This is a genomic window from Erythrobacter sp. JK5, assembly GCF_018205975.1.
Taxonomy (GTDB): Bacteria; Pseudomonadota; Alphaproteobacteria; order Sphingomonadales; family Sphingomonadaceae; genus Erythrobacter.
Map to the genome: position 1 here is coordinate 1,022,173 of NZ_CP073577.1, position 19,785 is coordinate 1,041,957.

18 protein-coding genes and 1 pseudogene are annotated in these 19,785 nt (G+C 63.2%); 15 read left to right on the forward strand and 4 right to left on the reverse strand.

Going from position 1 to position 19,785, the window contains the following annotated elements:
* Window positions 1-37 precede the first annotated feature (37 nt).
* From parE to KDC96_RS04970, 3 genes are read left to right on the forward strand one after another with little or no spacing between them, the layout of a single operon-like run.
* Window positions 38-2,014 (forward strand): DNA topoisomerase IV subunit B, encoded by a 1,977-nt coding sequence (gene parE, locus KDC96_RS04960; RefSeq protein ID WP_212451189.1) that lies wholly within the window; start codon window positions 38-40, stop codon window positions 2,012-2,014.
* A complete protein-coding gene (locus tag KDC96_RS04965) occupies window positions 2,007-2,378 on the forward strand; it encodes a hypothetical protein (RefSeq protein WP_212451191.1) in 372 nt (123 codons plus the stop codon). Before parE ends, KDC96_RS04965 begins: the two co-directional genes overlap by 8 nt.
* A gap of 26 nt (window positions 2,379-2,404) precedes the next feature.
* Window positions 2,405-3,517: an alpha/beta fold hydrolase gene (locus tag KDC96_RS04970; RefSeq protein ID WP_212451193.1), complete on the forward strand. Its 1,113-nt coding sequence runs from the start codon at window positions 2,405-2,407 to the stop codon at window positions 3,515-3,517.
* Window positions 3,518-3,529: 12 nt separating this feature from the next.
* Here the strand turns inward: KDC96_RS04970 and KDC96_RS04975 are convergent, their stop codons facing one another.
* The gene (locus tag KDC96_RS04975) at window positions 3,530-4,753 is read right to left on the reverse strand and encodes an alpha/beta fold hydrolase (protein WP_212451195.1); all 1,224 of its coding nucleotides are present in this window, start codon (window positions 4,751-4,753) and stop codon (window positions 3,530-3,532) included.
* Between the two features lie 155 nt (window positions 4,754-4,908).
* Between KDC96_RS04975 and KDC96_RS04980 the strand changes: the two genes are divergently transcribed.
* The 3 genes from KDC96_RS04980 (at window position 4,909) to KDC96_RS04990 (ending at window position 7,730) form a co-directional block, all read left to right on the forward strand.
* Complete coding sequence (locus KDC96_RS04980) at window positions 4,909-6,225, forward strand: serine hydrolase (RefSeq protein WP_212451197.1); 1,317 nt, start codon at window positions 4,909-4,911, stop codon at window positions 6,223-6,225.
* A gap of 96 nt (window positions 6,226-6,321) precedes the next feature.
* On the forward strand, window positions 6,322-7,182 hold the full coding sequence (locus tag KDC96_RS04985) for a MoxR family ATPase (RefSeq protein ID WP_212451199.1): 861 nt from the start codon (window positions 6,322-6,324) through the stop codon (window positions 7,180-7,182).
* The gene (locus KDC96_RS04990; RefSeq protein ID WP_212451201.1) at window positions 7,182-7,730 is read left to right on the forward strand and encodes a hypothetical protein; all 549 of its coding nucleotides are present in this window, start codon (window positions 7,182-7,184) and stop codon (window positions 7,728-7,730) included. The genes KDC96_RS04985 and KDC96_RS04990 overlap by 1 nt, the downstream gene beginning before the upstream one ends.
* Here the strand turns inward: KDC96_RS04990 and KDC96_RS04995 are convergent.
* Window positions 7,712-9,115, reverse strand: a complete 1,404-nt coding sequence (locus KDC96_RS04995) for a methyl-accepting chemotaxis protein (protein ID WP_212451203.1) — start codon at window positions 9,113-9,115, stop codon at window positions 7,712-7,714. The two genes, KDC96_RS04990 and KDC96_RS04995, sit on opposite strands and share 19 nt — an antisense overlap.
* A 126-nt stretch (window positions 9,116-9,241) precedes the next feature.
* Between KDC96_RS04995 and KDC96_RS05000 the strand changes: the two genes are divergently transcribed.
* Genes KDC96_RS05000 through KDC96_RS05010 form a run of 3 tightly spaced genes read left to right on the forward strand, consistent with a single transcriptional unit; the run spans window position 9,242 to window position 12,123 of the window.
* A complete protein-coding gene (locus tag KDC96_RS05000; protein WP_212451205.1) occupies window positions 9,242-10,426 on the forward strand; it encodes a VWA domain-containing protein in 1,185 nt (394 codons plus the stop codon).
* A gap of 27 nt (window positions 10,427-10,453) precedes the next feature.
* The gene (locus KDC96_RS05005; protein WP_212451207.1) at window positions 10,454-10,843 is read left to right on the forward strand and encodes a hypothetical protein; all 390 of its coding nucleotides are present in this window, start codon (window positions 10,454-10,456) and stop codon (window positions 10,841-10,843) included.
* A 53-nt stretch (window positions 10,844-10,896) separates the two neighbouring features.
* Window positions 10,897-12,123: a serine/threonine-protein kinase gene (locus KDC96_RS05010; protein ID WP_212451209.1), complete on the forward strand. Its 1,227-nt coding sequence runs from the start codon at window positions 10,897-10,899 to the stop codon at window positions 12,121-12,123.
* A 2-nt stretch (window positions 12,124-12,125) separates the two neighbouring features.
* Here KDC96_RS05010 and KDC96_RS05015 read toward each other — a convergent pair.
* Window positions 12,126-13,321: pseudogene (locus KDC96_RS05015) on the reverse strand (exo-beta-N-acetylmuramidase NamZ domain-containing protein).
* 71 nt (window positions 13,322-13,392) lie between these two features.
* On the opposite strand from KDC96_RS05015, the gene KDC96_RS05020 reads away from it, so the two are divergent.
* Window positions 13,393-13,884 (forward strand): TspO/MBR family protein, encoded by a 492-nt coding sequence (locus tag KDC96_RS05020; protein WP_212451210.1) that lies wholly within the window; start codon window positions 13,393-13,395, stop codon window positions 13,882-13,884.
* Between the two features lie 65 nt (window positions 13,885-13,949).
* The gene (locus tag KDC96_RS05025) at window positions 13,950-15,017 is read left to right on the forward strand and encodes a peptidoglycan-binding protein (RefSeq protein ID WP_212451211.1); all 1,068 of its coding nucleotides are present in this window, start codon (window positions 13,950-13,952) and stop codon (window positions 15,015-15,017) included.
* 33 nt (window positions 15,018-15,050) lie between these two features.
* Here the strand turns inward: KDC96_RS05025 and KDC96_RS05030 are convergent, their stop codons facing one another.
* On the reverse strand, window positions 15,051-15,566 hold the full coding sequence (locus KDC96_RS05030) for a hypothetical protein (protein ID WP_212451212.1): 516 nt from the start codon (window positions 15,564-15,566) through the stop codon (window positions 15,051-15,053).
* Window positions 15,567-15,644: 78 nt separating this feature from the next.
* On the opposite strand from KDC96_RS05030, the gene tyrS reads away from it, so the two are divergent.
* The 4 genes from tyrS to cysK all read left to right on the forward strand — a co-directional run bounded on the left by tyrS (window position 15,645) and on the right by cysK (window position 19,685).
* Window positions 15,645-16,877 carry a tyrosine--tRNA ligase gene (gene tyrS / locus KDC96_RS05035; protein ID WP_212451213.1) on the forward strand — a complete coding sequence of 411 codons (1,233 nt, stop codon included), beginning with the start codon at window positions 15,645-15,647 and terminating at the stop codon, window positions 16,875-16,877.
* 171 nt (window positions 16,878-17,048) lie between these two features.
* Window positions 17,049-17,387 (forward strand): PilZ domain-containing protein, encoded by a 339-nt coding sequence (locus KDC96_RS05040; RefSeq protein WP_212451214.1) that lies wholly within the window; start codon window positions 17,049-17,051, stop codon window positions 17,385-17,387.
* A gap of 62 nt (window positions 17,388-17,449) precedes the next feature.
* Window positions 17,450-18,763: an MFS transporter gene (locus tag KDC96_RS05045; protein WP_212452419.1), complete on the forward strand. Its 1,314-nt coding sequence runs from the start codon at window positions 17,450-17,452 to the stop codon at window positions 18,761-18,763.
* Window position 18,764: 1 nt separating this feature from the next.
* Window positions 18,765-19,685 (forward strand): cysteine synthase A, encoded by a 921-nt coding sequence (cysK, locus tag KDC96_RS05050; RefSeq protein WP_212451216.1) that lies wholly within the window; start codon window positions 18,765-18,767, stop codon window positions 19,683-19,685.
* The last annotated feature ends 100 nt before the right edge of the window (window positions 19,686-19,785 follow it).

Sequence of the window (19,785 nt, forward strand, 5' to 3'; positions counted from 1 at the left end):
CTTGTGAGGGTGCGAGCGCGCGCCCTATATCGACCCCATGTCCGAAGACCTGTTTGAAAACACGCCGACTTCGAGCGGCGATTACGACTCTTCCTCGATCGAGGTGCTCGAGGGGTTGGAGCCGGTGCGCCGCCGCCCGGGCATGTATATCGGCGGGACCGACGATCGCGCGCTGCACCACCTCGCCGCCGAAGTGTTAGACAATTCGATGGACGAGGCGGTGGCCGGCCACGCCAGCCGGATCGAGGTGCGGCTCGACGAAGGCAACCGGCTGACCGTTACGGACAACGGACGCGGCATCCCGGTCGACGAACACCCCAAGTTTCCGGGAAAGTCGACGCTCGAGGTGATCCTTTCGACACTGCATTCGGGCGGTAAGTTCTCGGGCAAGGCCTATGCGACGTCCGGCGGTCTGCACGGGGTGGGTGTCAGCGTGGTCAACGCGCTGTCATCGCACACGCGGGTCGAGGTGGCGCGCGACAAGCAGCTTTACGTACAGGAATTCTCCAAAGGGCAGACGCTCGGCAAGATCGAACAGCTCGGCGCTGCACCCAACCGGCGCGGCACCAGCGTGACCTTCACGCCCGACACCGAGATTTTCGGCGAACGGCAGTTCAGGCCACAGCGCCTGTTCAAGCTCGCCCGGTCGAAAGCGTATCTGTTCGCCGGGGTCGAAATCCGCTGGAAATGCGCCGAGAGCCTCACCGGCGAGGATGTGCCTGCCGAAGCGACCTTCAGGTTTCCCGGCGGTCTCGCCGATCATCTCGCCGAACAGGTCGGCACGCGCGAATGCGTGACCGCGCAGCCCTTCACCGGCAACCAGGACTTTGCCGACGATCAGGGCCGGGTCGAATGGGCGATCGCCTGGCCGCTCTATTCCGACGGTTCGACCAGCTGGTATTGCAACACCGTGCCCACCCCCGATGGCGGCACCCACGAACAGGGCGTGCGCGCGGCGCTGACCAAGGGCCTGCGCGCGTTCGGCGACCTCACCGGCGCAAAGAAGGCCAAGGACATCACCGCCGACGACGTGATGACCGGCGCGGAAGTGATGCTGAGCGTCTTCATCCGCGATCCGCAGTTCCAGTCGCAGACCAAGGACCGCCTGACCTCGCCCGAAGCTGCGCGCCTCGTCGAGAACGCGGTGCGCGACCATTTCGACCACTTCCTCACCGACAACATGGAGCGCGGCAAGGCGCTGCTGGGCGAGGTGATGGAGCGCATGGACGAGCGCCTGCGCCGCAAGCAGGAACGCGAGATCAAGCGCAAGACCGCGACCAACGCCAAGAAGCTGCGGCTGCCGGGCAAGCTCACCGATTGTTCGGGCGACAGCGATGCAGATACCGAGCTGTTCATCGTCGAAGGCGACAGCGCGGGCGGCAGCGCCAAACAGGCGCGCAACCGCAAGACGCAGGCGATCCTGCCGATCCGCGGCAAGATCCTCAACGTCGCCTCCGCCACCGCCGACAAGATCCGCGCCAACAGCGAAATCGCCGACCTCTCGCTCGCGCTCGGCTGCGGCACGCGCAAGGACTGCGACGCGGAAAACCTGCGCTACGATCGCATCATCATCATGACCGACGCCGATGTCGACGGCGCGCATATCGCGACGCTGCTGATGACGTTCTTCTTCCAGGAAATGCCCGACGTGGTGAAGAAGGGTCACCTGTTCTTGGCCCAGCCACCGCTCTACCGCCTTACCGCGGGCAAGGAGAGCCGCTACGCCCGCGACGAAGCCGATCGCGCCAAGCTCGAAGAGACGGTGTTCAAGGGCAAGAAGGTGGAGGTCTCACGGTTCAAGGGCCTCGGCGAGATGAACCCGCAGCAATTGCGCGAAACCACCATGAACCCCGACACGCGCTCGCTGGTGCGGATTACTCTGCCGCAGGAGTTCGAGGACCGCGCAGGAGTCGCCCGGCTCGTCGACGAGCTGATGGGCCGCAATCCGGAACACCGCTTCAACTTCATCCAGAACCACGCCAGCGACGTGGACCGGGATATGATCGATGCCTGACCGGCCCGACTATCCCGATCCGCGCAAGGAAGACATCATCTACGGCGACCGCCGCATTTCGCGGCCCGATGTGTCGTTGCCGGACTGGGAAATGCCCGATACGGCCTATCGTCCCATACCCATCGTCTGGTTCACCGCCGCGATGCTGGGGCAGTTGCTGGCGCTGGGCGTTGTCTTCACGCTGTTCGGCACCAGCCACGGCGCTTTCACCATCGGCACGTCCGCACTCGTCACCGCAGTGATCGGCGCATGGACGTGGGAGCGCGGTATGCGTTCGGCCTCGACCGGATGGAAAATCGCGACCATCGCGGTCCTGCTCGTTCAGTTTCTGCTTATCGGCGTGGCTGCAAGCGAGCGGTTGTGAACCAGCCCGCCCATCGATTCCTCGCCTTGATACTCGCTGCGCTGGCACTTTCGGCCTGCGCGATACAGCCGCCCGATCCGCTGCCCCTGACCCGCAACTGCACCGATTCCGAAGTGGCGTTGCCGCAAGACGAGGCGCACCAGCTGTCGTTCTTCCATTCCACCGCAATCCCCGATTGTGGCGGGCCGCAATTCGTCATGCAGCTGTTTCGTCACACCGAACCGACCTTCGGCACCGGAACGTACCAGTATCTCGCCGACGAACCCGGCGATCCCGTCCTTGCCCGGCATTCCGAAACGCGCTGGCTCGCCGCGCTCCAGCAGGCGATCGACCGGCCGGAGGCGCAGGGGCGGCTGATCGTCTTCATCCATGGCTACGCGACGGAATTCGACGAGGCGCATATGGATGCCGCCGAGCTTCGCCGCCTCGCCGGAGACGATGTTCCGCTGGTCATGCTGCACTGGCCCTCGCGCGGTTCGGCCAGCGCCTATTTCAGCGATCGCGCCAGCATCGAATGGGCGCAAGACGAGATTACCCGCCAGATTGCGCGGTTCACACGGATGTCGAACGACATCACGCTGGTGTCGCACTCGCTCGGGGCGCAGGCGCTCACCAACGCTGCCATCGCGATCGAGAGCGATCCCCTCGCCCGGCCCGTCGCGATCCGGAGGATCGTGCTGGCTTCGCCCGACCTCGACCGGCATCAAGCCCTGCGTCCCGGCGGTATCGTCGACCAGGTACTCAAGCACGATCGCAGGATGGTGATCTACGCGTCGGCCAGGGACAATGCGCTGCGCGCCTCGCGCAACGTCAACGGCTATTCCCGCCTGGGATCGACCAGCTGCAAGCACGATGTCGTGTTCGCACGGCGCGCGCTGGGCGATGACGGGTCCTGCCATCTGACCGCACCGCGCGACGGACTGGCGATCGTCGACACCGGCCCGTCGGATGCCAAGGGCCTGCTGCGACACAACGATTTCCTGAAGAGCTGCCAGGTGCGCGAAGACCTGCGCGCCTTCCTGCGCGACGAGGCCGCACCGGCCTATCGAAGCGCCATTTTCGACGAAGCCGGTGCGACGGGCTTCGTCATCGACCCAAGCATGGATTTCGACGGAGCGCCCTGCGATCCGATCATGTGAGGCGACACGCGTCTATCCGGCGGTCTCGGTATGGATATGCAGGTGCCCTTCGAGCGTGCGGTGGACCGGGCATTTGTCGGCAATCTCGATGATCCGCTGGCGCTGATCGTCGGTCAGGTCGTCGCCGATCAGTTCGATCGCACGGTACAATGCCTGCGCTGGCATGGCTTCCTCTTCGGCGGCCAGAACATGCCCGCAATCCTCGGCATGGTTGCGCTCATGGGTGAGATGGATGCGTGTGCCGTCCATCGGCCATTGCTTGCGATCGGCATACATCTTCATCGTCATCGCGGTGCAGGTGCCGAGCGCGGCGAGCAGCAAATCGTAGGGTGTCGGCCCGGTGTCGTCGCCGCCAAAGGAGCGCGGCTCGTCGGCGACGAAGCGGTGCGAGACGGTGTGCACTTCGGTGCCGAACTTGCCGTGCCCGGTCTGCACCACCACGCCGTCTTCCGGCATCGGCCAGTCCGCGCGCAGCGGCAGGTATCGGTGCGCCCAACTGGCGATCATGCTCGCTGCAAACTCCGCGTCCGCAGCATTGGTCAGGAGGTGATCGGCTCCGGCGAGACTCACGAAGCTTTTCGGGTGATAGGCCGCGCCGAACAGCGCGCTGGCGTGTTCCACCCCCACGATCTCGTCGGTCGGGGAATGCAGCGCGAGGTATGGCAGGCGCAATTGCTTCACCAGCTCCAGCAGATCGACGGATTCGGTCCGCTCCAGAAACTCCCGGCTGACCGAAAACGTCTGGCCGCCGATGGTGACGGGCCCTTCCCCGTCGCGCTTGATCGCCTCGTGATCGCCCTTGATGATGTGCAGCACATGCGGAACGTCCGAAGGCGCCCCGATCGTCGCGACGGCGGCGACTGTCTTGCTGCCGAGCTCGTGCGCCGCCGCAAGTACGGCTGCCCCTCCGAGACTGTGGCCAATCAGCAGCAACTGACTGTCAAAGCGAGCGGTCAAGATCTCCGCAACCGAAACGAGATCCGCAATGTCGGCGGCGAAGCCGGCGCGGCCGAAATCGCCTTCGCTCCTGCCAAGCCCGGTAAAGTCGAACCGCAGACAGGCGATGCCTTGCCTCGCCAGTGCGCGCGAAACGCTGATCGCGGCCTTGCTCTGCTTCGTGCATGTGAAACAATGCGCAAACACCGCCGCGCCGCGCACGAGCCCGGTTGGCATTTCGAGCGAACCTTCGAGCGTGTGACCGCCGGCAGCCGCGATCGCGAGTGTCTCCATCGGCATATTCAATCTCCCGCCTGAATGTGCAACCGTTGGAGCATGCACCTTCGGCCGGCCTTGCAACAGGCCTTTCGCCTGCGCATGCGGAAAAATTGCGCCGGTCCGGCTTTCCGCCTCATCCCTTGTGGCTTACAGTGCTGACAAATAGGAGAATTTCGATGCGAATAGTCGCCACCCTGCTGATCGCGATACTTCTGGCGCTGGGGACCGCTGGACCTTCGTCTGCGCAGGAAACGGATCGCGAGACCGACCCCGCTCCCAGCGCGATCGAACTGCGCAGCCGGCAGGTGGTCGATGTCATCAATGGCGATATCGAACCCGAACAGGTCTTCAGCGCTTCGTTTCTCGCGACCCTCCCGCCCGCACAGATCAAGGCCTTTGCCCAGAGCCTGACGAGCCAGTTCGGTGCGGCAATCGCGGTCGAAAGGCTCGATCCCGGAGACGGCACTCGGGCCGCGCTGGATGTGCGGTTCGAGCGCGGGATTGCACGCGGCGGCCTTGCCATCCTTCCGGCCGAGGATGATCGCATCAGCGAACTGGTGTTCACCTCGGTCGAGCCGATCATCGCCGCAGACGACAGCGCCGAGAGGATCCGCGCCGATCTCGCGGCCCTGCCCGGCACCACCAATGCGTTGTTCGCCAGGCTCGGCGGCGGCGGCGAATTCGATCCCGTCCTCGCGCACAACGATACGACACAACTGGCGCTCGGCTCGACCTTCAAGCTTTACGTACTCTCGACGCTGGCGCGATCGGTCGCGGACGGCAGCCGGGCGTGGGACGAAGTTGTCGCGCTGTCCGAAAAGTCGTTTCCAAGCGGCCAGATGCAGGACTGGCCGCAGGGTTCTCCGGTAACGCTCCATACGCTTGCCACCCTGATGATCTCGATCAGCGACAACACCGCGACGGATCAGCTCATCGCCACGCTGGGCCGCGAGGCGATCGAGGCGGAACTGGTCGCCAGCGGCAACGCCTCGCCATCGAACACCGTGCCACTGCTCAAGACCCGCGAACTGTTCGCGATGCGCGGGGTCAGCGATGAACTGATCGAAAGCTACCGGGCGGCCGACGATGCCGGACAGCGCCGCATCATCGCCGGGCTTACCGAAGCCGATGTGTCGCAGGACAAGGTGCAGAGGACCTTCGCGACCGACACGCCCGGTGCGATCGACATCGAATGGTTCGCCTCCCCGCGCGATCTCGCGGGGCTGCTGCGGCGGCTGGCGGGGCCCGACGGGGCGACGGCCCGCGACATCATGGCGGTGAAGCCGCGCCTTACCGACACCCTCCGCGAGAGCTGGGACTATGCCGGGTTCAAGGGCGGATCGGAGCCGGGCGTGCTCAATCTCACCTGGCTCCTGCGCGATGCCAAGGGGGCCTACTGGATCGCGACGGTGGGTTGGAACAATCCCGAAGCGAAGGTCGATCCGACCGCGCTCGAGGCGATCGCTCAGCGAATGATTGCGCTTCCTCGCTAATCTGCCAGCACCCTCCCCCTTGCGCGGCAGCATCGCGCGCCTTATCGCGTGCTCGACAAATTCAGTTGCCAATCGCAATCAACTCACAGGACCCGCATGACCGACCAGCAGCAGCGTTTCGAAGGCACCAGTTCGTATATCGCCACCGACGATCTCAAGGTCGCGGTCAACGCTGCGGTCACGCTGCGCCGGCCGCTGCTGGTCAAGGGCGAGCCCGGTACCGGGAAGACGGTGCTGGCGCATGAGATTGCGCAGGCGATCGGCGCGCCGCTGATCGAGTGGAACGTAAAATCGACCACGAAAGCGCAGCAGGGTCTCTACGAATACGACGCAGTCGCGCGTCTGCGCGACGGCCAGCTCGGCGAGGAGCGGGTCCACGACATCCGCAACTACATCAAGAAGGGCAAGCTGTGGGAGGCATTCACGTCCGAACAGCTGCCCGTGCTGTTGATCGACGAGATCGACAAGGCCGATATCGAGTTCCCCAACGACCTGCTGCAGGAACTCGATCGAATGAGCTTCGACGTTTACGAGACGAGGGAGCGGATCGAGGCGAAGGAACGCCCGATCGTCGTGATCACCTCGAACAACGAGAAGGAACTGCCCGACGCATTTCTGCGCCGTTGCTTCTTCCACTACATTAAGTTTCCCGATCGCGAGACGATGCAGGAGATCATCGACGTCCACTATCCCGGCATCCAGAAAACGCTGGTGAAGAAGGCGATGGATATTTTCTACGAATTGCGGGAAGTGCCGGGCCTCAAGAAGAAACCCTCGACCAGCGAGCTGCTCGACTGGCTCAAGCTGCTGCTTAACGAGGACATGCCGCTCGAAGTGCTGCAGGACAGCAACCCCAACAGCGCGATCCCGCCTCTGCACGGTGCGCTGCTCAAGAACGAGCAGGACGTGATGCTGTTCGAACGGCTCGCCTTCATGGCGCGCCGCAATCCCAGCTGATGCCTGAACGCCGGGCCACCCAGCCCGGCGATTCTGCGCAACTGTGCCTGTCGTGCGGATTGTGCTGCGATGGCAGCCTGTTCGCGCGCGGAGAAATCGAACGGGCCTCCGCCGAAACATGGCAGCGCCGCGGCCTCGATTGTGCCGAAAGCGACGGCAGGGCGTTCTTCCTGCAACGCTGCGCCTGCCTCGATGGAACGGCCTGCAGCCTGTTCGCAACCGGTCGTCCAGCCATCTGCGAGCGTTTTCGATGTGTCCCGCTGCGCGAACTCGAAGCCGGGCAGAAATCTCTCGAGCGATCGCGCGAAACCATCGAGCGGGCGGTGCGCCTGCGCGGCGAAGTCAGGTCGGCATCACACGCGGCGGGCGTTTCGTTCCGCAACTTCCTGCACTTGAAGGATGAACTGGCAGCGGCATTCGTTACGCGGGCCGACGGTTCCGACCACGACGCCATCGCTGGCGCGCTTGTCGCGCTTGCACGTTTCAATGCCTTTGCCGAAGCGGAACTGCTGCCCGACGACGAAGGCGATCAATTGTCGAAGCTGTAGGCCAGCTCGAAGTCGCCCCAGCGGCGACCATTCACGAACAAGGGCACATACACGTTGCGGACGACGCGATAGTCCTTGCCGTTCCCCTCCTGCCGATACACCGCCATCATGTAGGGTGCGCTGCTTTCCTTGGCCTTGCGGTCGATCGCCTCGAGGATGATCCGTCCGTTGCGGCAGTATTGGGTGTCATGAGTCTGATCGCCCGTGGGCCTGCGCGAGAATTCCTCGAGATGCGTCGGCAGAAAGCCCTTCATGTCGGTACAGGCGGCGGCGATTACCCTGCTGTCATCGCTTCGGGTCCGGTCGAGAAACGGACGCCAGTTGGCATCCGACCAGTCCGAAAGGCGTGTGCGAAACAAGGGCGGGTTGCTTCCTTCGACCTGCCTGTATTCCTGATCGAACAGCGCGTGCTCGTCGAGCTTCCCGTCCGCGATCTGGCTTTCCGTGAGCGTAGCGATCTCGTCCGCGATCGCCTGAGCCCGCTGGACCATCGCGCTGTCTTCAGGGCTGAGACCTGCCTGCACGATCCGGTCGAACATTTCGCTCGCGGTCATTTCCAGCTCGCCCATGCGTTTGTGGGCGCCCTGCAGCTGATCCTCGTTTTCGCGCGCGGCGGCATCGTAGCTGGTGAGCACGCGCTGCACCCCGTCGACGTGCCCGCTGATCGTTCCGGTCGAGCGCGCGATCACGTCGTTCTGCTTGTCGACTTCCTCGACCAGCTCACCAACGCTCGCAATGGTGTTCTCGATCCGCGCGACCGATGTCTTCGCCTCGCCGCTGGCCCCTGCACCGGCTTCGATCCGGCCAATGACCACGCTCGCCTCCTCGCCCAGCGCCTCGACCGTCAGGGTGATTTCCTCGGTCGCCTTGCGCGTATCGTTAGCGAGGCTCTTCACTTCGCTGGCTACCACCGCAAACGTCCTCCCGGCATCGCCCGCACGCATCGCCTCGATCGTGGCGTTGAGCGCGAGGATGTTGGTGGTTTCGGCGATATTGTCGATATCCAGCGCGCTGCGGCGCACCTGCTCGATGGCGGCGGAAAAGCTGGTGACGTGCTGGCCCAGCGCATCGACCAGTTCGAGCACCGAATTGATCTGTGCGAGCGACGACTGGATCAGCGAGGTCCCCTCGCCCAACCGCTCGATCGCGCGTTCGGACAGCAGCCGCGCTTCGTCGCTCGCTTCGGAGACCTTGACCTGATCGGCTTCGAGCGCGCTCACCGTCCCGCGCAAGGCCTCGTGCTCGGCCCGCAGCCGTTCAGAGGATCTGATGACCGCTTCGACCACCCCGGCAACATCGGTGCATCCGACGGTGACTGCACCGCAACTTTCGGGGATCTTGTCGAGTGCGGTTGCGCTGCCGGTATCGATTGCGATCGGTTTCATTTCTGCGGCCCCTGTTGTTGCGATCGGCAGTAATCCGGGATGGTTAGCGAAGCCTTAAACCGTGCGCGTGCTGCGCCGCGTCAACAGGGCTGGAAAGCGGACCCGGTCGCGGCTACATCCGCCTTCATGTTTTTCAACTTCGTCGACGAACTGCGCGAAGCCGGGATTCCGGCGAGCTTCAAGGAACACCTGACGCTGCTCGAGGCGCTCGACCGGGACGTGATCGAGCAGACGCCCGAAGCGTTCTACTACCTCTCGCGCGCGACCTTCGTGAAGGACGAAGGTTTGCTCGACCGCTTCGACCAGGTGTTCCACAAGGTGTTCAAGGGGATCATGTCCGATTACGGGCAAAACCCGGTCGATATCCCGGAAGACTGGCTGAAGGCGGTGGCCGAGAAATTCCTCACCGAGGAGGAAATGGCCGCAATCGAGAAGCTCGGCGACTGGGACGAGATCATGGAGACGCTGAAAAAGCGGCTCGAGGAACAGGAAAAGCGCCACCAGGGCGGCAACAAGTGGATCGGCACCGGCGGCACCTCGCCGTTCGGCAATTCGGGCTACAACCCCGAAGGCGTCCGGATCGGCGGCGAAAGCAAGCACAAGCGCGCGATCAAGGTCTGGGAAAAGCGCGAGTTCAAGAACCTCGACAACACCAAGGAGCTCGGCACCCGCAACATCAAGATGGCGCTGCGCCGCCTGCGCCGGTTCGCCCGCGAGGGCGCGGCGGACGAGCTCGATCTGGATGCGACGATCGACGGCACGGCCAAGCAGGGCTGGCTCGACATCCACATGCGGCCCGAGCGGCACAATGCGGTGAAGCTGCTGCTGTTTCTCGATGTCGGCGGCTCGATGGATCCGTTCATCAAGCTGGTCGAAGAGCTGTTCAGCGCCGCCACAGCCGAATTCAAGAACCTCGAATTCTTCTACTTCCACAATTGCCTGTACGAAGGCGTGTGGAAGGACAATCGCCGCCGCTGGCAGGAACGCACCAAGACCTGGGACGTGCTCCACAAATATGGCCACGATTACAAGGTGATCTTCGTCGGCGATGCCGCGATGAGCCCTTACGAAATCACCCACCCGGGCGGCAGTGTCGAGCATATGAACGAGGAAGCGGGCGCGGTGTGGATGCAGCGCGTGGCCAACACCTATCCTGCGACCGTATGGCTCAATCCCGTGCCCGAAAAGCAATGGGGCTATTCGCAGTCTACCAAGATGCTGAAGCAACTGGTCGGCGACCGGATGTACCCGCTGACGCTGGACGGCCTCGACGATGCGATGCGTGAATTGAGCAGGAAGCAGGGACACTAGAGAACTTCAGACCAGAGGAGCGCGGCGATGAAAGCGGTCATTCTAACCGTACTGGCCATCGGACTCATCGGTGCCAAAGGCGACGTGGACCCGGCCGAAAGTCGCTCTTCCAATCCGCCGCCGACATTGGCGCCGAGTTCCGACGCAGCCATTTCGTCAAGGCTTGCCGATCTGCTGAAGCGGGTCCGCGCGGAGGATTGCCGCGATCGCATCCATCGCGCCCGCGCAGCCGCAGGTCTGCCGCTGCTCGACCGCGAGCCTGCTGCGCCCGACAGGCCGTATCTGATCTACGCGGTCGATCGCCGGCAGGATGGCTGTTCGGTGATGATGATGAAGGGCGACCCGGACGATATCCGGCAATTACCCCGTCCGATGGAGGGTTCGCAGCTGATCCCCGCCCGAAAGCCCGGCGAGTAAGGCTGGCGCCCCCGTCGATCGCCTGCCATATTGCCGCACGGGGTGGGCAAGATATGACCGAAAAGCCAAGCACTTCGCGCGCCGCGCCGGCCCGGCTCGAACCCGGTACGATCCTCAACAACAATTACCGGATCGAAGAGGCGATCGGCGAAGGCGGCATGGGCAAGGTCTTCCTCGCCACCAACACCTTCATCGAAGAGGACCGGGTGGCGATCAAGATGATTCGCGCCGAACAATTGCACGATGAGTTGGTGCGCGAGATGTTCAGCAAGGAAGTGCGGGCCATGGTGCGGATCACCAACCCGCGCGTCGTCTCGTATCGCACCTTCGCGCACGATCCCGATCTCGATGTCGGCTTCGTGGTCACCGAATTCATCGACGGGCCAAGCCTCGAACAGCTGATCAGGGAGGGGAAGCGGTTCACCTGCGAGGATTTGCTCACCCTGCTGACCGAAATCTGTATCGGGCTGCGTGCCGCCCACAAGGAAGGGGTGATCCATCGCGATCTGGCGCCTGACAACATCCTGCTCGAAGACGGCGATATCGACCGTCCCAAGATCATCGATTTCGGCATCGTCAAGGACACGCGCGACCGCGAGACCATCGTCGGCACGGGGTTCGCCGGAAAGCTCAATTTCGTCGCTCCCGAACAGCTTGGCGAGCCCGAATACGAGATCGGGCCGTGGACCGACATCTACAGCCTGGCGCTGGTCGTCCTCGGACTGGCCGGGGGCGAGGAAATCGACATGGGGCACACTCCCGGCGCGGCGATCCGCAAGCGGCACGAACCGATCGATCTCGCCGCTGCCGATCCTGCGCTGCGGCCGCTGCTGGCGGATATGCTGGCGTTGCACCCCGACCAGCGCCTGCGATCGACCGAAGACGTGATGATGCGGGTGGAAGACATACGACAGGGCGCCGCTCCACCGGACAGCTGGCCAGAGCACGCGGACAAGACGATCGTGGTGCCCAACGCGGATTTCAACACACTGTATCGACCGCCGCCCGAGCCAGATCCCGCGCCGGTTCCGGACCCGGTCGCGGAACCTGACGAACGCGACGAATGGCTCGACGAAGCGGACGAGGAATACGGGTTCGACGAAGGCGCCGAATACGATGACGATGACGATGCCGAGGCCGGCGAGCAAACCGTCGGCAACATCATCCTGGCACTGATCCTACTCGGCGCGCTGGCCGCCCTCGCCGTGTTCGGCGGCAGCTATTTCGGGCAGTTCGCATCGATCCCGGAAAACCAGTCCGAACAATCAGGCGGCGACTGATCTCAATACAGCAGGTGCTGGCGCACCTCGGCGATCCACGCCGCTTCGTCATGCGATGCCAGCGCATCGAGATCGTCCGGGGATGCGAGCGGATCGTCAACCCATTCGCGCAGCGACGGCCCGCCGTTGATGACGTCGATCGCGCGCCGTTCAAGCTCATATTCATAGGCAAAATCACGCCACAGCTGATACGATGGATACAGCCGCCGGATAGCCTTGAAGGCCAGCGCCTGCATTCGCCACGGTCTGAATTCCCCGTGCGTGTAGTGCGTACCTTCTGCGTGGATCATCAACGCGTTGCAGAGTGTTCCTGAGTGCTTGTGAAAAGTTGGCTCGAACCAGCATTCGCGGATCGCCGCCCCTTCATCCAGTCCGGCGCGAGCCTGTGCATTCCGGCCAGCACGGCCTTCGCGTCGATATCGGGCGCGCCGGTCAGCACCTCCAGCGGGCGCGTCGTCCCCCGCCCTTCGGACAGAGTTGTGCCTTCGAGCATCACCGTTCCGGCGTAGCACCGCGCCATGTTGACGCTTGCCGCATTGGGAGAGGGGTTGATCCAGATCCGCGAGGTCGGCCAGCCAAACCCGTCTCCGTCGGGCTCCCAGCCTTCCATCGCCACAACCCGGTATTCGAGATCGAGCCCGAAATGCGCGATGAACCAGTGCCCCATTTCGCCCATGGTCAGCCCGTGCCGCATCGGCATCGGTGCGGCCCCCACGAAGCTTTCCTGCCCTGGCACGAGCATGGTTCCCTCTACCGGGCGACCGGCAGGATTGGGTCTGTCGAGCACCCACACTTCCTTGCCGTATTTTGCTGCTTCTTCCAGCAGGTACAGCAGCGTCGTGACGAAGGTGTAGATGCGGCAGCCGAGATCCTGCAGGTCGAACAGGAACACGTCTGCGCTCGACATCATCTGTCCGGTCGGGCGGCGGACCTCACCGTAGAGCGAGAACACCGGGATGTTGTAGACCGGATCAAGCTCGTCGACGGTCTCGACCATGTTGTCCTGCTTGTCGCCCTTCAACCCGTGCTGCGGACCGAAAGCGCTGGTGACATTCACTCCCGTCGCGATCAGCGCATCGAGGCTGTGCGTCAGGTCGTCGGTCACGCTGGCGGGGTGCGCCACCAGCGCGACCCGTTTGCCGGCGAGTTCACTCAGCAGGTCCTGGTCAGCGAGCAGGCGATCGATTCCCAACTTCATGGCCATCCGGTTGGAGCAGCCGCGCGGCAAAGGCAATGGCATTTGCGCCGCCGTTCCCTATAACGGCTGACATGGACTGGACCATCGCACTTGTCGCCGCCGGCTGGGCTATCATCCTCGGTGGCGCAGGCGGTTTTCTGACCGAGATCGGCGACTGGTACCACGATTTGCGCAAACCGAGCTGGCAACCGCCCGACTGGCTGTTCGGCCCCGCATGGACGGTGATCCTCGCCCTGTCGGGCTGGAGCCTGTACCTTGCGTGGAGGGGTGCGCCATCGCCGAGCGACAAGACAATCGTGGGCGCACTGTTCGCCGTGAACTTTATCCTCCACCTCGCCTGGTCGCCGTTGTTCTTCAAGGCCAAGCGGCCCGACTGGGCACTAGTCGAGAATTTTTTCCTGTGGCTGTCGGTTCTCTCGTTGTGCGTCGTTCTGCCTGCCTACTCGCCGCTCGCCGGATGGCTCAACGTTCCGTATCTTGCCTGGGTGAGCTTCGCGTTCCTGCTCAACTGGAAGATCATGCGACTCAACGCCCCCTTCAGAGATCGCCCGGACGAGGCGTGAGCAGCGCCACGTTTTCGGCAGATTGCGGTGCTATGGGCCCGTAAGAACCTGCTTGGGAGAGGTGTATGGTTCTCGTTCCGCCATCAGACTACATCAATTGGGTGAAGCGCTCTGTGAACCGATTGGCCGGGACGGAGATGGCGCAGGATGGACTCAAGAACAAGGAGTACATCCTGGCCGTCAAAGGGTTTCAAGCATACGAAGGCATACCCGACAATGGTGAGGTCGATAAGCGAACCCAGGACCACCTGATCAAGGCAAACATCCTCGTCGTTGAATATTGTGACTGGATACGAAAGGTTGTGACCAAAGAGCTGCCGGGGACGCCTGTGGGCGCGGGCCCGTGGGCAAAAGCTACTGATCACGCGGCGGTGCGCACTTATCAACGCAAGATTGGGCCTGCTCATGGAGGGCTGACCGTAGATGGCTGGGTCGGGCCTCATACGGAATTCATCATGAACCGGTCCTCCGGGATCACGGTTCCGCCGACTTCCAAAGATCCGGTCTACGAATTCGGTGACGACGTCGTCACCGGACTGGTCCCGATGACGGTCGATGAGATCAAGGCGACGACATGGGTCATTGTAGGGCATGAGCCTAAGCCGAACTGGATGAACGCCCTCAAGGTTGGGTTTCAGTTCGCCAAGGCACTGCGATCCTTTGCCAAAGGAAGCGTCACGGTACCGACCCCTTCGATAGGAGATATCTCTTCTGCGCTTGGCGATCCGAAAAATGCTCTTATCGAAGCGGATGCAATGAAAGGCATGGCCTATGGTCTGGTAGACTTCGCATTCCACAAGGTGCGGGGCAACCGGGAACTGAAGGCCGAAAACGTACCGGGAATCACCACGGAGGGGTTCGCCAAGGGTTATCGTATAATGCAGAGACGCTTGAGCCACCTGCACATGCGGACGGATTCAAACGGAAAGGCCATCATCGCACGAATCAAGAAAGAAACTTCGAAACCCCGGACCATGAAGCATGTCTACAGGGGGTTGTTCGACGTTTACCAAAGCAAAGGGGCATTGGGCGGCGGACATGCACGCGTCACCAAAATGTCTCAGCGGCACTGCAAATTCGCCTATCCCGAAATGTCAGTGGAATGCGGACCACGCGGCGATTTATCGGAATGAACCTGCGCGACGAAACGGCAGTTTGGAGCGCTTCTATCTTTCGACGATCAACTGGCGGCAGGCTTCGCTGTGAAACTCCGGCTTGCCCGGCGGGAAGGCGAGCGCCCAGAACTGCATGCCGCCATCGGCATGCTCGACAATCCCGTTGAGCGCTACCTGCGCAGGCGCGGGTAACTCGGCAGCGATGCTGGCCTTCAGAACCAGTCCTTGATCGTTGTGCGAGCACGACAGCGCAATCGCATCGACCGGCGCATCGCGCATTCCCTCGCGAAACGAGTCGAAATCGTAGGCCGCCCAGCGGCCCGAGGGCGAAAGGTTGAATTCGCGGTAATACGTACCACCGATGGGCTGCCAGAAGATTTCGAAACAGCTGGTCTTCCAAAGATCGTCGGTCCGCATCGAAGGGCCGGGTTCAGGCAGCTTGATCGCGCCGACATTGCCTTCGAAGCGGAACTCCGCATCGCAGCCCGAAGACGTGGCGGTGATGGAAGCGGTCACAGCCTTGATCGGCCCGAGATCGCAGGTCTGGTGAAGCATCAAAGGTTGCATGTTGCCCCTATTGCCGAGGGGAATGCGGTGAGCAACCCACTTCCCCCGCCTCCCCAGCGCTGTTAAGCGCCGCGCACCATGTCACAAAGCTACCAATCCGACCTGCTGCGCATGCTCGACGAGCGCGGCTACATCCACCAGGTTACCGATCCCGGCGCGCTCGATCAGCTCGCCGCCAGGCAGATCGTGCCCGGCTATATCGGCTTCGATGCAACCGCACCGAGCCTGCATGTCGGCAGCCTCGTGCAGATCATGATGCTGCGGCGCCTGCAGCAGACCGGACACAAGCCGATTGTCGTGATGGGCGGCGGGACGACCAAGATCGGCGACCCGTCGGGCAAGGACGAGAGCCGCAAGCTCCTCACTCCCGAGATCATCGACGCCAACATCGCCACGATCCGCGCCGTGTTCGAGCGGCTGCTGACCTTCGGAGACGGCCCGACCGACGCGATCATGGTCAACAACGACGAATGGCTGTCAGAACTCGGCTATATCGATTTGCTGCGCGATGTCGGACCGCATTTCACGATCAACCGCATGCTGACCTTCGATTCCGTGCGGCTGCGGCTCGATCGCGAACAGCCGCTGACCTTCCTCGAATTCAACTACATGATCCTGCAGGCCTACGATTTCCTCGAGCTTGCGCGCCGCTATGACTGCCGCTTGCAGATGGGGGGCTCGGATCAGTGGGGCAATATCGTCAACGGCATGGAACTGGGTCGCCGCATGGAAGGGCATGAACTGTTCGGGCTGACCACGCCGCTGTTGACAACCGCAGACGGTGCCAAGATGGGCAAGACCGCAGCGGGTGCCGTGTGGCTCAATGAAGACCAGCTGCCCGCCTACGATTTCTGGCAATATTGGCGCAACACCGATGATCGCGACGTCGGCCGGTTCCTGCGCCTGTTCACCGACCTGCCGCTGGAAGAGATCGCCCGACTCGAAGCGCTCGAAGGCGCGCAGATCAACGATGCCAAGGTGGTGTTGGCCAACGAGGTGACGAAACTGGTGCGCGGCGACGACGCGGCCATCGCCGCGGAAGCGACCGCGCGCGAGACCTTTGCCTTGGGCGGTGCGGGTGAAGACCTTCCCACTCTCGCCGTCGGCCCCGACGGGATGCGGATCGGAGCGGTGCTGACCGAAATCGGCTTCACCGCTTCCAATGGCGAGGCCAAGCGCAAGCTTGCCGAGGGCGCGGTCAAGCTGGATGGCGAGACCGTCAGCGATCCCGGATTCGTGGTCGCTCCCGGCGAAGGCGAAAGCCTCAAGCTCAGCCTCGGCAAGAAGAAGCACGGCATGGTGGCGCGCTAGCTGCCGGCTGTCTCGTTTCGCCGCGCCCCAGGCACGGTTGCGCACGCCCGTCGCGCGCTGCGAACCTCCGACCGCAGCGGGGCAGGCAGCCTGTCCCGGGCGCTTTACCAAATATCAGCCTTTCTCCCGCATTAGGGACTCCGCTCGATAATAATAGGAGGGTCGGAGACTGTGTCTGCCGGAGCCAATCTGAGTGTAACCGATATGCGCCGCGCGGCGCGTCATCCGGTCGATTTCCCGGTCATCGCCGAGCACCACGTGCATGGCGACATGAACCTTCACGTCTCGAACCTGTCGGCGCACGGCTTCATGGTCGACGATGCCGCCAATCTCAATCGCGGCGATCGCGTGATCATCCGCCTGCCGATTGTCGGACGGATCGAGGCCTACGTCATCTGGACGCGCGAGAATCGCGCCGGCTTCCAGTTTGAACGCATCATCCGGATCGACGACTTCGTCTCGATTATCGACACGCTGCAACCCAATCCACGCCTGCGCCGCCCGCGCTGATCCCAAGCTAGACTAGCCGCAGCGATACATTCGCTGGCTTGGCAGCGCGCTGTGCGACTGTCATGGGCGAAGGTGTGACTGACCCCGCGCCCACACATCCGATCCAGATCCACAACTTCCGCGCCTATTGGCTGGCGCGGTTGACCATGACGCTGGCGCAGTATGCGATGCTGCTGGTGATCGGCTGGCAGGCCTACAATCTGGCGCGCGACAGCGGGATGAACATCGCCGAGGGATCGGGCACGCTGGCAATCATCGGTCTGCTGCAATTCCTGCCGCTGTTCTTGCTTACTCCGTTCTCGGGGCTCGCCGCCGACCGGTTCGACCGGCGCATGCTCGGCCTGCTGACTGTCATTCTGCAGCTGGTCTGCGCTGCCACGCTCGCCTGGTTCAGCTGGAATGACGCGATATCGCTGCAGCTGCTGTTCGTGATCGCAATCGCACTCGGTATCGCGCGCGGGTTTGCCGGGCCTGCCCTGTCATCGCTTGCGCCCAACCTCGTGCCCAAAGCCCTGCTGCCTACTGCAATCGCCCTATCCTCGATTTCCTGGCAGGTCGGCGCGCTGGTAGGACCCGCCATCGGTGCCATTCCCTACGCCTTCGACCCTGCCCTGCCCTACGCCCTCTCGGCAGTGCTCTTCGCCATTTCGGCGGCGGCATTGCTGACGATCGGCAAGGTACCGCAACCGGCCATGCGCAAGGACCAGCGACCGATCGGTGCGATCGTCGACGGGCTCAGATATGTCGGCCAGAACAGGATGGTCCTGAGCGCCATCACGCTCGATCTGTTTGCGGTTTTCCTGGCCGGTGCCAACGCGCTCATACCCGTGTTCGCCCGCGACATCATCCAGACCGACGAGAACGGGCTTGCCATGCTCGCATCGGCCACACCGGCGGGAGCATTGGTCACCGCGATTGTCTTCTCCTTCCGTCCGCTGCGCACGCAGGTCGGCCCGAAGATGCTCGGAGCGGTTGCTGTCTTCGGCCTCGCCACAATCGTCTTCGGCCTGTCGACCAGCCTGCCGCTGAGCCTCGCGATGCTGTTCATCATCGGCGCGTCGGACATGTTCAGCGTCTATGTCCGCCAGTCGTTGATCCAGCTGCACACGCCGGACGACAAGCGCGGGCGCGTCTCGTCCGTCAGCATGATGACGATCAGCGCATCGAACGAAGGCGGCGATGCGTTCTCCGGCAGCCTCGCCTATCTGATGGGACCGGTCGCCGCGATCGTCGTCGGCGGCGCGGGTGCGCTTGTCACCGTCGCGGTGTGGAGCCGGCTGTTTCCGGTCCTTCGCACAACCAAGACCTTCGATCCGCCCGACAACCTGCTAGAAGACCGGAAAACCGGAAACAGCCAGCACCCCCAGGAGGCCTGACATGAAAGCTGCAAACATCCTCGAGACGATCGGCAACACCCCGCACATCCGCCTGTCGCGGCTGTTCCCCGATCACGAAGTGTGGCTCAAGTCCGAGCGCGCCAATCCCGGCGGCTCGATCAAGGACCGGATCGCCCTGGCCATGGTCGAGGACGCCGAAGCCTCGGGCAAGCTCAGGTCGGGTGGCACGATCGTCGAGCCGACCAGCGGTAACACCGGGATCGGCCTGGCGATGGTTGCGGCGGTCAAGGGCTACAAGCTGGTGCTCGTGATGCCCGAATCGATGTCGATCGAGCGTCGCCGCCTGATGCTCGCCTATGGTGCGACCTTCGATCTCACACCCAAGGAAAAGGGCATGAAGGGCGCGATCGAACGCGCCACCGAAATCGTCGAGAGCACCGACGGCGCGTGGATGCCGAGCCAGTTCGAAAACCCCGCCAACGTGGCCGTGCACGCCCGCACGACCGCGCAGGAAATCCTGCGCGATTTCGCCGACAATCCGATCGACGTGATGATCACCGGCGTGGGCACCGGCGGCCACCTGACCGGCTGCGCGGAAGAACTGAAGAAGGTCTGGTCGGGTTTCAAGGCGTACGGGGTCGAACCCGAGCTTTCGCCGGTGATCAACGGCGGTCAGCCCGGACCGCACCCGATCCAGGGCATCGGCGCGGGCTTCATTCCGGAAAACCTCCACACCGACGCAATCGACGGGGCGGTTCAGGTAAACGCCGACGATGCGAAGGAAATGGCCCGCCGCGCGGCGCGCGAGGAAGGCATGCTGATCGGGATATCGTCGGGCGCGACGCTGGCCGCAATCGCCAAGAAGCTGCCCGATCTCGACACTGGAGCCCGCGTGCTCGGGTTCAATTACGACACCGGCGAACGCTACCTTTCGGTGCCCGATTTCCTTCCGACCGAATAGCTCCCGTCGAGGCCAGTCAACGGGTCGTCGTCCCGGCTGTTGATTGGTCGCATTTCGACAAGCATCCTTTTCGTGGGGGCGCTAGCGTCCCGTTCACGGG

What these genes read in the sequence shown, in the direction of transcription:
- parE (WP_212451189.1), top strand. Translation starts at nt 38, where the DNA reads ATGTCCGAAGACCTGTTTGAAAACACGCCGACTTCGAGCGGCGATTAC.
- KDC96_RS04965 (WP_212451191.1), top strand. Translation starts at nt 2,007, where the DNA reads ATGCCTGACCGGCCCGACTATCCCGATCCGCGCAAGGAAGACATCATC.
- KDC96_RS04975 (WP_212451195.1), bottom strand. Translation starts at nt 4,753, where the DNA reads ATGCCGATGGAGACACTCGCGATCGCGGCTGCCGGCGGTCACACGCTC.
- KDC96_RS04980 (WP_212451197.1), top strand. Translation starts at nt 4,909, where the DNA reads ATGCGAATAGTCGCCACCCTGCTGATCGCGATACTTCTGGCGCTGGGG.
- KDC96_RS04985 (WP_212451199.1), top strand. Translation starts at nt 6,322, where the DNA reads ATGACCGACCAGCAGCAGCGTTTCGAAGGCACCAGTTCGTATATCGCC.
- KDC96_RS04990 (WP_212451201.1), top strand. Translation starts at nt 7,182, where the DNA reads ATGCCTGAACGCCGGGCCACCCAGCCCGGCGATTCTGCGCAACTGTGC.
- KDC96_RS04995 (WP_212451203.1), bottom strand. Translation starts at nt 9,115, where the DNA reads ATGAAACCGATCGCAATCGATACCGGCAGCGCAACCGCACTCGACAAG.
- KDC96_RS05000 (WP_212451205.1), top strand. Translation starts at nt 9,242, where the DNA reads ATGTTTTTCAACTTCGTCGACGAACTGCGCGAAGCCGGGATTCCGGCG.
- KDC96_RS05005 (WP_212451207.1), top strand. Translation starts at nt 10,454, where the DNA reads ATGAAAGCGGTCATTCTAACCGTACTGGCCATCGGACTCATCGGTGCC.
- KDC96_RS05010 (WP_212451209.1), top strand. Translation starts at nt 10,897, where the DNA reads ATGACCGAAAAGCCAAGCACTTCGCGCGCCGCGCCGGCCCGGCTCGAA.
- KDC96_RS05020 (WP_212451210.1), top strand. Translation starts at nt 13,393, where the DNA reads ATGGACTGGACCATCGCACTTGTCGCCGCCGGCTGGGCTATCATCCTC.
- KDC96_RS05025 (WP_212451211.1), top strand. Translation starts at nt 13,950, where the DNA reads ATGGTTCTCGTTCCGCCATCAGACTACATCAATTGGGTGAAGCGCTCT.
- KDC96_RS05030 (WP_212451212.1), bottom strand. Translation starts at nt 15,566, where the DNA reads ATGCAACCTTTGATGCTTCACCAGACCTGCGATCTCGGGCCGATCAAG.
- tyrS (WP_212451213.1), top strand. Translation starts at nt 15,645, where the DNA reads ATGTCACAAAGCTACCAATCCGACCTGCTGCGCATGCTCGACGAGCGC.
- KDC96_RS05045 (WP_212452419.1), top strand. Translation starts at nt 17,450, where the DNA reads ATGGGCGAAGGTGTGACTGACCCCGCGCCCACACATCCGATCCAGATC.
- cysK (WP_212451216.1), top strand. Translation starts at nt 18,765, where the DNA reads ATGAAAGCTGCAAACATCCTCGAGACGATCGGCAACACCCCGCACATC.